The following is a 13,975-nucleotide window of genomic DNA, read 5'->3' on the forward strand; positions in this document are numbered from 1 at the left end:
CGGATCAGCCGGGCCCGCCAGTCCAGGCCGTCAGTCCAGTCCATCAGGGTAAAGCGGGGCCAGTTCGTCCATGAGCGGCCCCAGGTGCGGCGCGTAGCGTTTCCAGCGTTTGACAGAGGTCTTGTAGACCGGTTGCCGCACCTGCCAGACCGACAGGGTTCGGGCCCGGTTGTCGGTCTGCTGGTAGTTCAGGCAGGCGTCGTCCCAGTCCAGGCCCAGAAAACCGATGACCGCGCGGGCCGTGCCCTCGAGGTCCGCGACCATATCTTCGTAGGCCACCGACATGATCGGATTGGGCAGCGCGGTTTGCCAATGGTGGGTCAGGCGCCGGTATTGCTTGTAGTAGCGGCCCAGGTCGCCCAGATCGCGGGTATAGCTGTGCCAGGGCGACAGGTTCTGCAAATAGCACGACACGCAGCAATCCATCGGGTCGCGGGTGGCATGCAGGATGCGTGCCTTCGGGAATAGCTTGGCGAAAAGGCCCAGCAATTCGAAATTGTGCAGCTTCTTGTCGACGATGCGGCTGGCCTTGCCGGCGCCGGGGGTCACCGCTGACAGATAGGACCGGGCCAGGGCGGCGGCCTGTTTGCTGTCCAGCCCTTTGACAAAGCGGACCAGGGCGGGGCCATCGTGATCGGGAACGCGGGCCCCTCGCAACAGGTTGGCAAGCGCCGGGTTTTCGCCCACGCCCTGAACCTTCGGATGGCTCGAGATCACCTGCTCCAGCAGGGTGCTGCCTGACCGGGGCATGCCGACGATCAGGACCGGGGTTTCGCTGTCCGATCCGCCGCCGCCGAAATAATCGGCGCGGGTCAGGCCCTGAACCTGCGCCTGAACAAAGCCCGCATATTTTCGATTGTCATGTCTAATACCTTCGGCGGCCTTGGCCTGGGTCCGGATGGTGAATGCCGCGTCATGATCGCCGGTGTCGTCCCGGAGCTTGGCCAGAACGCCAAGCGCGGTGATATAGGCCGGGCCGCCAGCCTGTTCTGCGGCCGGGATCACGACATCCGTGAAATGCCGCATCATCGGGTCGTCGGCGTCCAGTTTGCCGGTCAGGCTGTAGACCGAGAAATTGAACAGGTTGTTCGGTTCGTCCTCGAAAATCTCGGTGCAAAGGGTCCGGGCGGCGTCCATATCGCCTCCGGACCGCAGGACCGTCGCCAGCAACAGCCGGGTTTGCACGTGGTCGGGCCGCAGGGCAAGGCTTTTGCGGATGGCGGCGCGGGCCTCTTGCAGGCGGTCGGTCTGATGGTAGAGCGTGCCGAGCACATACAAGTGGTCCGGAGATTTCGGCGCCAGGGCCACGGCCCGTTTGGCGTGCTGGATAGCCTTTTCACGGTCTTGCATGTTGCCCAGGACCTGCGCCATTTCCGCATGGGCGGCGGCATTCTTGGGTGCCAGTTTCAACAGCTTTTTCAATGCCGTATGCGCCTGTGCATAGTCGCGGCTGCCGCGATTGTGAACCTGGGCCAGGGCCAGCAAAAGCGTTGCGTCCCGGGGCCGCTGGGCCAGCCCGCGCTTGATCAGGGCCACGGCCTCGGCCACCCGTCCCGCCTGTAGCAGTTGTGAAATGCGGTCCATCCCTGCGCCCCTCTCTGCGCCTCGTGCGTTGTCGTGCCTGCCCGGGTTGAAAATCACGTCCGCGGCAGGCTTGCAAGCGGACCGCCGCCGGGGCCATGGTTCCCCATGCACAAGACATTCGAGATTTCGACGACCGGACCGGGGCTGTATGCGTTCACGCCGCAGGTCAGCGACTGGGTGCAGGGGGACGGGCTGTTGACGCTGTTCGTCCGGCACACCTCTTGTTCGCCGCTGATCCAGGAAAACGCCGACCCCGAGGTGCAAACGGACCTGCGCAATTTCTTTGACAGGCTGGTACCGCCCTCCGATCATCCGGACATGGCCTATCTGACGCACACCTATGAGGGCCCCGACGACATGCCCGCCCATATCAAGGCGGCGATGCTGCCGGTCAGCCTGCAGATTCCGGTGACTGGGGGCAGGATGGCGCTGGGAACCTGGCAGGGGATCTACCTGTTCGAATATCGCCGGCGCCCGCATCGGCGGCAGGTCGTTGCCATGCTGGTTCCCGCATGAGCGCGGCAGACACAGCCCGCGCCTGGGTGCAGGCGAACAAGGCCGTGCTTTCAAGGGATTGCGCGACGATCTTCGATTTCGCCGAACCGGCCTGGCGCGAGTATCGGTCCGCCGACTGGTATGTGGCCCGTTTGCGTGCCGAGGGCTTTGACGTCGAAGAAGGCTCCGGCGGGATGCCAACCGCCTTCTGCGCCCAGTGGTCCAACGGCGACGGGCCGGTGATCGGGATGTATGCCGAATACGACGCGGTGCCGGGAAACTGCCAGGCCGCCGCGCCGCATGAAGCCCCGCGCGAGGGGCTGTCGCCCCATGCGGCGGGGCATACCGACCCGCATTCGGCTCTGGGCATCGGCAGTCTGGGCGGGCTTTTGGCCACCAAGGCGGCGATGCAGGCGCATGGGATCAGGGGCGGTTTGCGCTTTACCGGAGAACCGGCGGAAAAGGTGCGCGGGTCCAAGCCCATCCACGCCGCCAAGGGCTATTATGACGGGCTTGCAGCCATGCTGTCCTATCACCCGTTCTACATGCTGCCGCTGTGCAACACGGTGCGCCGCGATACCCAGTGCGGCGCGGCCTATTCGATGATCTACCGCTTCATCTGCGACGCCCCGCACCGGTGGGGGGCGACCGATGGTGCCCCCATCCCGCAGAGCCATTCGGACGTGCGCGCGCCCGGTGCCAATGACGCGCTGGTGATGATGTATTCCCAGGGCCGGATGCTGCGCGACGCGATGCTGAGCCACCAGGGGGGCTGGTCGATCTCAGAGGCGATCCTCTCGACCGGGCAGGCCACCGCGGACAACCTGCCCGCCGGGCTGGCCGAGCTGCAGTATCTGGTCCGTGTGCCCACGGTCGAGATGGCCGAGACCGTCACAGCCCGGCTGGACGAGATCGCCGAACATTGCGCCGCGATGACCGGATGCCGGGTGGAACGGCACTGGGTCAGCAAATCGCGCCCGGGCCTGAGCAATCACGCGATGGCGGATGTGGTATGGGACGCCCTGCAACAGGTCGGCCCGCCGGTTTGGGATGACGCGGCCAAGTCGCTGATGGCCGAGGTGCGGCGCAATTGCGGAGTGAAGGATGAGGGCGATCCGATCCTGCCCGCCTGCGAGGCGCTGATGGACCCCGCCGAGGCCGAGGCGATCTTGCGCCGTGACTTGCCGCCGTCGCAGATGAACAGCACATCCGACGATTATACCGACATGTCCTGGCACGCCCCAACGGCACGCTTCTACATCGCCCGTCCGGCGCTGAACGGCGGGCCATATCCGCCCTGGGCGATGAACGCGCTCGGCGGCATGCCAAAAACCATCGACCCGACCGTGCAGACCGCGGCCAGGGTGCTGGCCCTGTCCGCCCTGCGCGTGCTGCAGGACGACACGGCGCGTCAGGCCGCATGGGATGAATTCACCCGCCGTCGGGATGCGGCGCCGATCCCGCCTCTGGCCGATTACGCCCCGCCGGTTGATTTCAAATGGCCGGAATACGTCGAAACCCCGCGGGGGCGCGATTGGCATATTCCGACATGGGGGGCATGATGCGGGCGGTTTTTGCCCTCTTGGCTTTCACATCCCCGGCCTTCGCCCAATGCGCTGACGGGGCGGATACCTTCCTGGCCTGCCGGATCGAAGGGTCGGAAAGACGGCTGGAGGTCTGTCTTGCCAGCCAAAACCTGACCTATCGCTTCGGTCCGCCCGGCGCTCCGGAACTCACGCTCAGCGCACCGGTTACCGCCATCGACTACACGCCTTGGCCCGGGATCGGCCGCACGATCTACGAAGAACTGACCTTTCGCAGCGGCGATTACCGCTATGTCGTCTTCGGTGGGATCGAGCGAGAACACGATGCCACCACCGGGGAGATCATCCCGACCCGGTTCGGCGGCGTGTCCGTCCTGCTGGGCGCTGACGAGACCCCGCTTGCCGCGTTCCACTGCGCCGAGGGCACGGTCGATTTCCCCTGGAGTGAAGCGATCGGCGATGCCAAGCGCCTAATGGGCCTGACCTTTGACCGGCAGGTGCAGCGCTGGGTCCCGGCGACCGAGTGAGTCCCGCGCGCCACGCAATGGACCCCGCATCTAGCGGCGTCAAATGACCACTACCCAAAACCTCGGGGTCGTCCTATAGTGGCTGTGGATAAGTGGGGCAAAAGACCCCATGAGGCAGAGACAAGAGGACAGGACAATGCGCTGCCCGTTTTGCGGAAACGTCGATACCCAAGTGAAGGATTCCCGCCCGGCCGAGGATCATGTCGCCATCAGGCGGCGGCGGTTCTGCCCGGCTTGTGGTGGCCGGTTCACCACCTATGAACGCGTGCAACTGCGCGACCTTGTGGTGGTGAAGTCAAACGGACGCCGCGAGGATTTCGACCGCGACAAGCTGGAACGCTCGGTGCGGATTTCGATGCAGAAGCGCCCGGTCGAACCCGAGCGGGTCGACCAGATGATTTCCGGCATCGTGCGGCGGCTGGAAAGCATGGGCGAGACCGACATACCCTCCAAGCAGATCGGCGAGATCGTGATGGAGGCGCTGGCCCGGATCGACACCGTCGCCTATGTGCGGTTTGCCAGCGTTTACAAGAACTTCCAGGCCGCGGATGACTTCGACAAGTTCGTCAGCGAGCTGCGGCCCCAGGCCAAGGCGGCCGAAGACGAGGCGGAGTGACCGACAGCCTTGATGTGCGGTTCATGAAACAGGCCCTGTCGCTTGGGCGGCGGGGCCTGGGACGTGTCTGGCCGAACCCGTCCGTGGGGTGCGTGATCGTGCAGGGCAGGCGGGTCGTGGGCCGCGCCCGCACCGCGGATGGGGGGCGCCCCCATGCGGAAACCCAGGCGCTCGCCATGGCCGGCGCGGCGGGGCGCGGCGCGACCGCCTATGTCACGCTCGAACCCTGTTCTCATCACGGCAAGACCCCGCCCTGCGCGGAGGCGCTGATTGCGGCCGGTGTCGGGCGCGTCGTGGTGGCAGCAGGGGATCCCGACCCCCGCGTTGCAGGCGCCGGGCTCGATCGGCTTCGTGCGGCCGGGATCGAGGTGACAGAAGGCGTTTTGCGTGACGCGGCCGAGCGCGACCTGGCCGGTTATCTGCTCAACCGACGCGCGGGCCGGCCCTTCGTGACGTTGAAACTGGCCAGTTCCTTCGATGGCCGCATCGCGACCGCCACGGGCGAGAGTCGCTGGATCACCGGGCCATTGGCGCGTCGGACGGTTCATGCCATGCGGGCGCGCCATGACGCGGTGCTGGTCGGGGCAGGTACGATGCGGGCCGATGACCCGGCGTTGACCGTTCGCGGCTTGGGGCCGATGCCGCAGCCCGTGCGCGTGGTTGCCTCGCGGCGGCTCGACCTGCCCGACGGGCGCCTTGCCGCTACCATGGACCAGGCGCTGGTCTGGCTGTGCCATGGCGGGGATGCGACGCGTGATCGTCGCACGATCTGGGAAGAGCGGGGGGCACGTCTCTTTGAATGCGGCGTGGAACATCGCCAGATCGATCCCGCCGATATGCTGGCCCAGCTGGGCGCAGCTGGCTTGACCTCGGTCTTCTGCGAGGGCGGCGGCGCGTTGGCGGCCTCGCTTCTGTCAGCGGGACTGGTGGACGAGGTCCTGGGCTTTACCGCGGGGGTCATGCTGGGGGCTGAGGGCACACCGGGGCTTGGCGCCATGGGGCTGGAGGCGTTGGCCGAGGCGCCGCGTTTCGACCTGGTGGAAAGCCGCGCCATCGGACCGGACCTGATGCACCGCTGGCGGGTTCAGCGCCACAGCCAGGACTGACCGGCGGCAAGCCCCTGCGCCTTGGCCAGCAATCGGTTCAGGCGCGAGGGCCGGGGCACCGCGCCCTCTGACAGGCGATCCACAACCACCTCGACCGGGCAGGCCAGGCCCGTTACCGGGTCGAAATAGCGCGGATAGCCGATCAGGGCCGCATGGGCCAGCTGTGCCAAAGTCGGGCGCGCGGTGCGGCGCGGGCAGGGCATGGCCCGGTCATCGGTCAGACCCCAGCCGGAATAGAAGGGTGTGCCAAGGCACGTCACGGATTTGCCCCGCAAGAGCGCCTCGAAACCCATAAGGGATGTCATGGTCCAGACCTCGTCCACCGTGTCCAGTGTGGCCATTGCATCGGTGCGGTCCAGCACGGCATCGGCGAAGAGCTGCGCGTCCGCGACCGCGCCATCGCGCAGGCCCGCTTCGACATCCGGGTGGGGCTTGTAGAGGATCACCGCGGCCGGGTTGGCCGTGCGGGCGGCCTCTAGCAGGGCACGGTTCGTGCGGATGTCCTCTGTGCCCGTGAGGATCGAGGCGTCGTCCTCGACCTGGCCGGGCACGAGGATGCGCCGTCCGGCAGGCAGGCCCGGTGGCAAGCCCGCACCTTCGATGTTGTATTTCGACAGCCGCGATCGGGTCAGCCGGGCGATCAGCCGGTCGGCCCGGGCGGTTTCGTCCTCGGGCAGGTGCGGGCTGGCTTCGATCAGGCGTTCCAGCCGGCTTTCCGTGCGCGGGTCATAGTAGATCCCGAGGTCATCCAGCACCAGCGACAGCGGCGGCACCAGGTCGGCGCCCAGCCCGCGCGACCGCAGGAACCCGTCCTCGACGCGAAAGGCGGCGTCATGCCCTTCGGCCTTCGAGGCCCAGACCATCTGCCGCCGCCCGTCCCGCCGTGCGCGCAGGGCGGCGCGATCAGCGCGGTCCTCGAACACGACCTTGCGATGCTGGCCGAAGACCTTTTGAAGAGGTGCGCGTTTCCACAAGTGCATGCCGCTGGCGACCCAGCCTGCGTGGTCCTCGCGCCAGGCGCGGGCCTGCGCGGCCAGCGCCTGCGTGGCGTCTTCGAAGGAACAAAGCCGGTCGCGATAGGGGTCATACCAGTGCGGGTAAAGGATCATTGCCGCGGCGAACATCTGCGCGCGGGTCAGGTCCCGCTGGCGACGATCGAGCGGCATGCGATCCTGGGTCAGGCCCCAGCCCATGTAGAAGGGTTGGCCGAACACGACGGGGTTGTGACCGGCCAGGATGGCCTCGAACCCCATTTGCGAGGACACGGTATAGACCGCGATGGCGCCTTCCAGCAGGTCATGCGGCGAGACCGGATCTGAAAGGAACTCCACGCCCTCGGACAGGTCGCCGTCGCGGAAATGGCCGCCCCTGTGGCCCGCGAGTGTCTCGGGGTGGGTCTTGATCAGGATGCGGGCGCCGGGGTGGTCCTCTCGCGCGCAGAAAAGCATCTCAAGGAAGGTGTTTCGATCCGCGCGCGAGGCGCTGACACTGGCATCGCCCTCGGTCTGGTCGATGACCAGAACATAGCCCGGCTCGGGGCAGGGGGCGGCCGGGTCGAAGCTGTTGTATTTCGACAGATGCGTGCGCGCGAGCGCGGCGATACCGGCGCGCGCACGGTCCAGCAGGGCTGTGTCGTCGAGCGGGTGTTCGGCCAGCAGCACCTCCAGGTCCGAGCGGGTCGCAGGGTCGAAATGCACGCCGCGCCTGTCCAGCAGAAGGCCCAGCGGCGGCTCGCCTGCACGGCCCGGAAGGACCGAGCGCAGAAAGGCGTCCTCGACCCGCAAAACCGGTGCGGCCATGCGATCCGCAACGGCCTCGCCGCGCCAGCTTGTGGGGGATTGGCCCCAGACGCCGACCAGGTCGTCCGGACCGGGCTTGCCCAGCCGGATATCATAGCCCGAAAGGGTCAGGATGCGCCGGATGCGCGGTTGTGTCAGGAACCCGCAGTTATAGACGTAAAGACGCCGCGAGGTTTCCCCCGCGGCGTTATCGTCCTGTCCGACCACGTCAGTTGCCTGCCAGCGTGTCCGCCGCGGCCGTGGTCTGACCCAGCGTGCCGGTGATGGCCGCGATGGTCTTGTTGAACTGGCTGAACGGCGCCTCGGTGACGTAGACAGTGTCCTCGTCACGAATGGCGAAATCGCGGGCCATGAACATGCCGTTGGGGCCCGTCAGGTCGAGCACGTAGACAACGCGCTGCGCGCCTTGAAGGTCTGTGCGCCCGACCAATTGCTGGGCGATGGCCTCGGGTTCGTTGCGGAAAACGAAGACGCCTGTGGGATCGGCCAATGCCTGGTTCAGGCCGCCGACCTGCGCGATGGCCTCGATGGCGCTGATGGTCTGGCTTTCGAAGGGCACGCGGTTCTGGGTGCCGGTGGCCCCGAGCGCGGTAAAAGACCGGCGATCCTGTTCGACGAAGATGCGGTCGTTGGACCGCAGCGCGATGTCATGGCCCGGATGGGCATAGAGATCGTCGAACCAGATCTGACCGGAGTGGTCGCCGCGGATCACGGTGACCTGGGCGATCTCGGGCGGCACGGTCACACCCCCGGCCGCGGCCAGCATGGCGGCCAGGGTGCGGGTGGGGCGTTCGATCGGGTAGACACCCTGCGCGCCCACGGCGCCGGTGATCGAGACGGTCGCGCCGTTGCCGGCCAATCGGCGCACCTGGACCTGCGGGTCGGGCGTCTGTTCGTTCAGTTTCTCGACGATGATCCGGCGGATCGCCTCGGGTGTGTTGCCAGCGGCACGGATACGCCCCGCGTAGGGAACGAAAATGAAGCCCGCGCCGTCGACCTGGACCTCTTCGAGAACGGTGGCGTTCTGGCCTTCGGCCACGAGCAACCCGTCCTCGACGTTTTCCCAGATCGTCAGGCTCAGCGTGTCGCCGGGGCTGATCGTGTCGCTGCCCAACTGCCCGGCATTGACGAAACTTTCGGCAAAACCGAGGGCCGGTGTGACACTGGCAATGCGGTTCACTCGGTCATCGACCAGAAGGACGAAGGCATCGCCCTCGCGCATCACCGATCCGGCGAAGATTTCGCTTTTGTTGGGGCCCGACCGCGGCAGGCCGCAGGACGAGACCAGGACAAGCGCGGCAAGAAGGGCCACGCCTTTCGCCAGGCGCAAGCTAAGGGGTTTCACTGCTTCGGTCTCCTCGACCTGTTATTATCTGCCTCAAGTTTTGCGTGGAAGTTACGGGAATCCGGGCGCAAAATCCACAAAAAAGGCGGAGGCCCCGGCGGGTGTTGCGGTCCTGCACGGGCCGCGCAAGGTCTTGTGGCGACGGGGCGGGGCGACTCAACATGCGGTCGACGCCCCGAAGACGAGCGGAAGCCGCGGCCGGGTCAGTTGACGACGCGCAATTGCTGGCGCGGAGGGGCCATGCCCGATTTGAGCGCATCGTAGGGATCGTCGGAATCCAGCATCATGTCGACCACCTGGCGCAGCAATTGCCGCCGCCCGCGGGCCGAGTAGAACCCGCCCGGCACCTGGCTGGTCTCCAGAAGGAAGCGGCGAAAATCCTTGTAGGCGGCCAGGTCGGGGCGACCGGGCTGGGCGAAAAAGGTCTCGACCGGCAGATCGGAGACAAGCCCGGGCTTGGCATAGACCGCCTCGCCGAAGACCTTGAGCGGGATACCCCGGTGCAGCACCTGCTGAGCGGCGGTGGAATTGACCGTGACCGCGGTGCGGGCATGATCGAGCAGTTGCGCCAGCTTGCCGCCCCGCACGTAGTGCACCCGGCCTGCGACGCCGTGGGCGCGGCCCAGCTCGCGGATGATGCGTTTGAGCGGGCTTTGCCCGTTTTCAAGGGGGTGCGCCTTGAAAACCAGGTGGTGATGGCGCGGTGCCCCCTTGGCAAAGCCCTCGATCACCACCTCCAGGAACTCCGACATCTTGGAGAACGGCGAATGCTGCTGGAAACTGGAATCGTGCTCCAGTTGCAGCAGAGCAAGGTGATAGGGGTAACCGCCATGCTTGATCCGCAGCGTGGCCAGGATACGGCCCAGCGCGAAGGCGGGCATCAGCAGCAGGCGCCGCGTGTAGAGCAGGGTCTCGGTTAGCAGCGGCAACTCGCGATGCGGGCGGAAATTGCGGTAATCCCCGTTCCGGAACAGCACGAACCAATGATAGAGCGCGCCGTAGAAGACGTGGTGGCGCATGTCCCCCCATTGGGCCGGGGCCTCGGGCACGTCCAGCACGCTTTGGGCCAGTGCGGTTCGCATATCCTCGATGCCCAGCTGCATCAGCCGCGAATGCCCGTTCGAGCCGTTCCGTTCATAGGTCACCCAATACGGGCGCATATAGCCTTCTTCGAAGACATGGATGGTCAGGCCGAGGGCGCGGGCCGCCGCCACCGCCTGCGCGTGAACCGGGCGGGTATCGCCATAGAGCACGATATCGGTCACGCCCTTTTCCGTGACGATGGCGCGAAACCGATCGGGCCAGTCTTCGACCGGGTCGCGGTAGGGAATGTAGCTTTTCAGGGTGAACCAGAACGCCCGGTCGCCGGCGTTGAACCCGACCCGCCAGACCTGCGCCCCGGCACGGGTCAACATCCGCCCGAGGCGGTGGAAATAGGGCCCGTGCGGTCCCTGCAGGAACAGAAAGGTCTTCTGGCTCGGGTCGGTCACGATGCGGTTTGGCCTACTCATCTTTCACTATCCGTCGGTTAACCGATGCCTGGGGCCGGAATATGGCCCAATCATGCCGGGCGCGCGGCCTTGCCCCCCGCCTTATATGAGTTTAGCCAAGGAGCATCAGGAAGGGAATGCAGCCATGTTCACGGGCATCATCACGGATATCGGCGAGGTTCTGGAGGTCGACCAGCGCGGCGACCTGCGCGCGCGGATCGGCACCGGCTATGACATCACGGGGATCGACATCGGCGCCTCGATCGCCTGTGACGGGGTCTGCCTGACGGTGGTGGCCAAGGGAACCGAGCCGCGCGGCTGGTTCGATGTGGATATTTCCGCCGAAACCGTGGGGGCCACGAATATCGGCCGCTCCGGCTGGGCCCCCGGCAAACGGCTGAACCTGGAACGCGCGCTCAAGGTGGGTGACGAACTGGGTGGGCATATCGTGTCGGGCCACGTGGACGGCGTGGCCGAGATCGTGAAGATGGTGGACGAGGGCGACAGCACCCGCGTCACCCTGCGCGCGCCCGGCGACCTGGCCCGGTTCATCGCCCCCAAGGGATCGGTGGCTCTGAATGGCACATCGCTGACGGTGAACGAGGTCGATGGCGCGGATTTCGGAATCAACTTCATCCCGCATACCAAGGAAATGACCACCTGGGGCGATGTCGCCGTAGGCGATGCGGTGAACCTCGAGGTCGATACCATGGCCCGCTATGTCGCGCGGTTGCGGGACTGCGGCTGAGGCGCGGCCTTACTTCGCCAGCGCGCGTGCGCCCTTGGCAGCGGCCAGGATTTCCTCGGCGATTTCCTCGGCCTCTTCCGGCGAGAAATCCATAGGAATCTCTGCGCCGTCGGCTTCGATGAACAGCCGCACCATGCCCGCGTCGGTCGGCCCGATTTGCAGGTTCGCCTCGATGTCGCGTTCGGTATTTATGCCCATGATGCGGCCCCTTCCATGACTGACGGGCATCTATCGCCGCGTCCGGCGCTTGGCAAGACCGGGCCTGCCGCGCGGCGCGGGATCGGCGCGCGAATCCCCCTTGCAATTGTGTCTTGGCGGGGCTAATCCCCCCGCCAGTGCCGCCTTAGCTCAGTAGGTTAGAGCGCTTGATTGTGGATCAAGAGGTCCCCCGTTCGAGCCGGGGAGGCGGTACCATCACCTTCCCCGACGGATTGATGACAAGCGCCACCCTTTTGGCTATGCATCCGGGCCGCCGCGAGGAAGACCATGACGGAAATGCGCATCAGCTTTGAAATTCAGCCAGATCCGCCTGCGCGGCTGGACAAGGCACTTGCGCGTGACGTGCCGGACAGCGCCAATCTCAGCCGCTCGCGCCTGACCAAGCTGCTGGAGACCGGCGCCGTCGCCGTGAACGGACACGTGGCGACCAGCCCCAAGGGTAAGGTGGCGGCGGGCGACCGGATCGTCCTGACCGTGGCAGCGCCCGGGGAAAGCCATATCGCCGGCGAGCCCATACCTCTCGACGTGGTCTTCGAGGATGATGACCTGATCGTGGTGAACAAGCCGGCCGACATGGTCGTGCATCCGGCGCCGGGCACGCCGCGGGGCACGCTGGTCAACGCGCTGATCCACCATTGCGGCGACAGCCTGTCCGGGGTGGGCGGAGAAAAACGTCCGGGGATCGTCCATCGCATCGACAAGGAGACCAGCGGGTTACTCGTCGCGGCCAAGACGGACCGTGCCCATCACGGGCTGGCCGCCCAGTTCGAGGCCCATAGCGTGGACCGCCATTACCGTGCGATCTGTTATGGCGTGCCCGATGCCAATGACCCGCGCCTGCGCGGGATTCGGGGAACGAGCTTCGAGACCGGCAATGTCCTGCGCATCCAGACCGAGCTGGCCCGCCACAAGCACGATCGCCAGAAACAGGCGGTTGTGCGGTCGGGCGGACGGCATGCGGTGACGCGGGTTCGGATCGTCGAGCCGCTGGGCACACCGCCGGTTGCGGCGTTGATTGATTGCTGGCTGGAAACCGGCCGCACGCATCAGATCCGGGTGCATTTGGCGCATGTTGGACACGGGTTGATCGGTGATCCCGTCTATGGCGGGCGGCGCAAGGTCTCGGCGGCCGGAGTGGGCGCAACCGGGGTCGAGGCGGTGCGCGCATTTCCGCGTCAAGCTCTGCATGCCGCCACGCTCGGTTTTGAACACCCGGTGACAGGCAAGATGATGCAGTTCGAGGCACCGCTACCGCAAGATATGGCGGGTCTAATGGCTGCGTTGCGCGGTGCGGCCTGAACGCCCATAAGCGATTTTTTGCGAGAATATCCCAAATGCGTGATCTCATGTGCGTGAGCGCAGGGTAAGAATTGCGGATTCGGGATGCGTCGGTCGCGTTTGGGGTGTAAAACTGCGTCCTACACTCTTGAATAGGCCGTCAGAGCGACCATATTCATGTTAACCCCATAAACATTGGGAGGGGACGATACATGAGCACGCAAGAAACAACATCGAACCTGAGCAGCTATGCCAAGTTGCCGGCGCCATCGCCGGAACAGGGGCTGAACCGCTACATGCAGGAAATCCGCAAATTTCCCCTGCTGGAGCCGGAAGAGGAATACATGCTGGCCAAGCGCTGGGTCGATCACGAGGATACCGAGGCCGCCCACAAGATGGTGACCAGCCACCTGCGCCTGGCCGCCAAGATCGCCATGGGCTATCGCGGCTACGGGCTGCCTCAGGCCGAGGTGATTTCCGAGGCCAATGTGGGCCTGATGCAGGCCGTCAAACGCTTTGACCCCGAAAAGGGCTTCCGCCTGGCCACTTATGCCATGTGGTGGATCCGCGCCTCGATCCAGGAATACATCCTGCGGTCCTGGTCGCTGGTGAAACTGGGCACGACCAGCGCCCAGAAGAAACTGTTCTTCAACCTGCGCAAGGCCAAGGCCCGCATCGGTGCGCTGGAAGAGGGCGATATGCGCCCGGAAAATGTCGAGCGGATCGCCCATGATCTTGGCGTGACCGAAGAAGAAGTCATCAGCATGAACCAGCGCCTTTCGGGTTCCGACGCGTCGCTCAACGCGACGGTCGGCCAGGAGGGCGAAGGCACCATGCAATGGCAGGACTGGCTGGAGGACGAAAACGCCAACCAGGCCGAGGAATACGCGGAAAAAGACGAGCTGGACGCGCGCCGGGAATTGCTGGCCGAGGCGATGGATGTGCTCAACGAGCGTGAAAAGGACATCCTGATGCAGCGCCGACTGGCTGAGGAGACCGTGACGCTGGAGGATCTGAGCGGCAAATACGACGTGTCGCGCGAACGCATCCGCCAGATCGAGGTCCGCGCCTTCGAGAAGCTGCAGAAGAAGATGCAGCAACTGGCGAAAGAGCGGGGCATGCTGCCTGCGGCTTGAGGCTGTGTCCAAATACTCTTGCGCAGCGCCGTCCAGTTGGGCGGCGCTGCTCTTTTGGTCGGCCCTGGCCTGGCGCCGCAGCCCTGGC

Annotated in this window: 13 protein-coding genes and 1 tRNA gene; 9 read left to right on the forward strand and 5 right to left on the reverse strand. The window is 65.7% G+C overall.

All coding sequences use genetic code 11. The annotated features are described in order from the left end of the window. Window positions 1-30: 30 nt before the first annotated feature. Window positions 31-1,584 (reverse strand): tetratricopeptide repeat-containing sulfotransferase family protein, encoded by a 1,554-nt coding sequence (locus tag DFK10_RS07135; protein ID WP_109388086.1) that lies wholly within the window; start codon window positions 1,582-1,584, stop codon window positions 31-33. Window positions 1,585-1,689: 105 nt separating this feature from the next. On the opposite strand from DFK10_RS07135, the gene DFK10_RS07140 reads away from it, so the two are divergent. The 5 genes from DFK10_RS07140 (at window position 1,690) to ribD (ending at window position 5,872) form a co-directional block, all read left to right on the forward strand. Continuing rightward, on the forward strand, window positions 1,690-2,100 hold the full coding sequence (locus DFK10_RS07140; protein WP_109388088.1) for a secondary thiamine-phosphate synthase enzyme YjbQ: 411 nt from the start codon (window positions 1,690-1,692) through the stop codon (window positions 2,098-2,100). Beyond that, window positions 2,097-3,641, forward strand: coding sequence for a zinc-binding metallopeptidase family protein (locus DFK10_RS07145; RefSeq protein ID WP_109388090.1), 1,545 nt, complete (start codon window positions 2,097-2,099; stop codon window positions 3,639-3,641). Before DFK10_RS07140 ends, DFK10_RS07145 begins: the two co-directional genes overlap by 4 nt. Window positions 3,642-3,661: 20 nt before the next feature. Continuing rightward, on the forward strand, window positions 3,662-4,150 hold the full coding sequence (locus tag DFK10_RS07150) for a hypothetical protein (RefSeq protein WP_217810095.1): 489 nt from the start codon (window positions 3,662-3,664) through the stop codon (window positions 4,148-4,150). 136 nt (window positions 4,151-4,286) lie between these two features. Next, window positions 4,287-4,766, forward strand: a complete 480-nt coding sequence (gene nrdR, locus DFK10_RS07155) for a transcriptional regulator NrdR (RefSeq protein ID WP_109388094.1) — start codon at window positions 4,287-4,289, stop codon at window positions 4,764-4,766. Window positions 4,767-4,789: 23 nt separating this feature from the next. Beyond that, entirely contained in the window at window positions 4,790-5,872 is a 1,083-nt protein-coding gene (ribD, locus tag DFK10_RS07160) for a bifunctional diaminohydroxyphosphoribosylaminopyrimidine deaminase/5-amino-6-(5-phosphoribosylamino)uracil reductase RibD (RefSeq protein WP_109388429.1), read from the forward strand. Here the strand turns inward: ribD and DFK10_RS07165 are convergent. The 3 genes from DFK10_RS07165 to DFK10_RS07175 all read right to left on the reverse strand — a co-directional run bounded on the left by DFK10_RS07165 (window position 5,851) and on the right by DFK10_RS07175 (window position 10,527). Then, window positions 5,851-7,878, reverse strand: a complete 2,028-nt coding sequence (locus DFK10_RS07165) for a capsular polysaccharide biosynthesis protein (RefSeq protein ID WP_109388096.1) — start codon at window positions 7,876-7,878, stop codon at window positions 5,851-5,853. The two genes, ribD and DFK10_RS07165, sit on opposite strands and share 22 nt — an antisense overlap. Window position 7,879: 1 nt before the next feature. Then, the gene (locus tag DFK10_RS07170) at window positions 7,880-9,016 is read right to left on the reverse strand and encodes a polysaccharide biosynthesis/export family protein (RefSeq protein ID WP_109388098.1); all 1,137 of its coding nucleotides are present in this window, start codon (window positions 9,014-9,016) and stop codon (window positions 7,880-7,882) included. 203 nt (window positions 9,017-9,219) lie between these two features. Further along, window positions 9,220-10,527 carry a capsule biosynthesis protein gene (locus DFK10_RS07175; RefSeq protein ID WP_109388100.1) on the reverse strand — a complete coding sequence of 436 codons (1,308 nt, stop codon included), beginning with the start codon at window positions 10,525-10,527 and terminating at the stop codon, window positions 9,220-9,222. A 124-nt stretch (window positions 10,528-10,651) separates the two neighbouring features. On the opposite strand from DFK10_RS07175, the gene DFK10_RS07180 reads away from it, so the two are divergent. Beyond that, on the forward strand, window positions 10,652-11,254 hold the full coding sequence (locus DFK10_RS07180; protein ID WP_109388102.1) for a riboflavin synthase: 603 nt from the start codon (window positions 10,652-10,654) through the stop codon (window positions 11,252-11,254). Between the two features lie 9 nt (window positions 11,255-11,263). Here DFK10_RS07180 and DFK10_RS07185 read toward each other — a convergent pair whose 3' ends face one another. Beyond that, entirely contained in the window at window positions 11,264-11,452 is a 189-nt protein-coding gene (locus DFK10_RS07185) for a DUF6324 family protein (RefSeq protein ID WP_109388104.1), read from the reverse strand. Window positions 11,453-11,591: 139 nt separating this feature from the next. Between DFK10_RS07185 and DFK10_RS07190 the strand changes: the two genes are divergently transcribed. The 3 genes from DFK10_RS07190 to rpoH all read left to right on the forward strand — a co-directional run bounded on the left by DFK10_RS07190 (window position 11,592) and on the right by rpoH (window position 13,887). Then, a tRNA-His gene (locus DFK10_RS07190) sits at window positions 11,592-11,668 on the forward strand. A 72-nt stretch (window positions 11,669-11,740) separates the two neighbouring features. Further along, a complete protein-coding gene (locus DFK10_RS07195) occupies window positions 11,741-12,772 on the forward strand; it encodes an RluA family pseudouridine synthase (protein WP_109388106.1) in 1,032 nt (343 codons plus the stop codon). Window positions 12,773-12,990: 218 nt separating this feature from the next. Next, on the forward strand, window positions 12,991-13,887 hold the full coding sequence (rpoH, locus tag DFK10_RS07200) for an RNA polymerase sigma factor RpoH (RefSeq protein ID WP_109388431.1): 897 nt from the start codon (window positions 12,991-12,993) through the stop codon (window positions 13,885-13,887). Window positions 13,888-13,975: the final 88 nt, after the last annotated feature.

This window comes from Salibaculum griseiflavum, from assembly GCF_003129565.1.
In the GTDB taxonomy this organism is placed as follows: domain Bacteria; phylum Pseudomonadota; class Alphaproteobacteria; order Rhodobacterales; family Rhodobacteraceae; genus Salibaculum; species Salibaculum griseiflavum.

What these genes read in the sequence shown, in the direction of transcription:
- DFK10_RS07135 (WP_109388086.1), bottom strand. Translation starts at nt 1,584, where the DNA reads ATGGACCGCATTTCACAACTGCTACAGGCGGGACGGGTGGCCGAGGCC.
- DFK10_RS07140 (WP_109388088.1), top strand. Translation starts at nt 1,690, where the DNA reads ATGCACAAGACATTCGAGATTTCGACGACCGGACCGGGGCTGTATGCG.
- DFK10_RS07145 (WP_109388090.1), top strand. Translation starts at nt 2,097, where the DNA reads ATGAGCGCGGCAGACACAGCCCGCGCCTGGGTGCAGGCGAACAAGGCC.
- nrdR (WP_109388094.1), top strand. Translation starts at nt 4,287, where the DNA reads ATGCGCTGCCCGTTTTGCGGAAACGTCGATACCCAAGTGAAGGATTCC.
- ribD (WP_109388429.1), top strand. Translation starts at nt 4,790, where the DNA reads ATGAAACAGGCCCTGTCGCTTGGGCGGCGGGGCCTGGGACGTGTCTGG.
- DFK10_RS07175 (WP_109388100.1), bottom strand. Translation starts at nt 10,527, where the DNA reads ATGAGTAGGCCAAACCGCATCGTGACCGACCCGAGCCAGAAGACCTTT.
- DFK10_RS07180 (WP_109388102.1), top strand. Translation starts at nt 10,652, where the DNA reads ATGTTCACGGGCATCATCACGGATATCGGCGAGGTTCTGGAGGTCGAC.
- DFK10_RS07185 (WP_109388104.1), bottom strand. Translation starts at nt 11,452, where the DNA reads ATGGGCATAAATACCGAACGCGACATCGAGGCGAACCTGCAAATCGGG.
- DFK10_RS07195 (WP_109388106.1), top strand. Translation starts at nt 11,741, where the DNA reads ATGACGGAAATGCGCATCAGCTTTGAAATTCAGCCAGATCCGCCTGCG.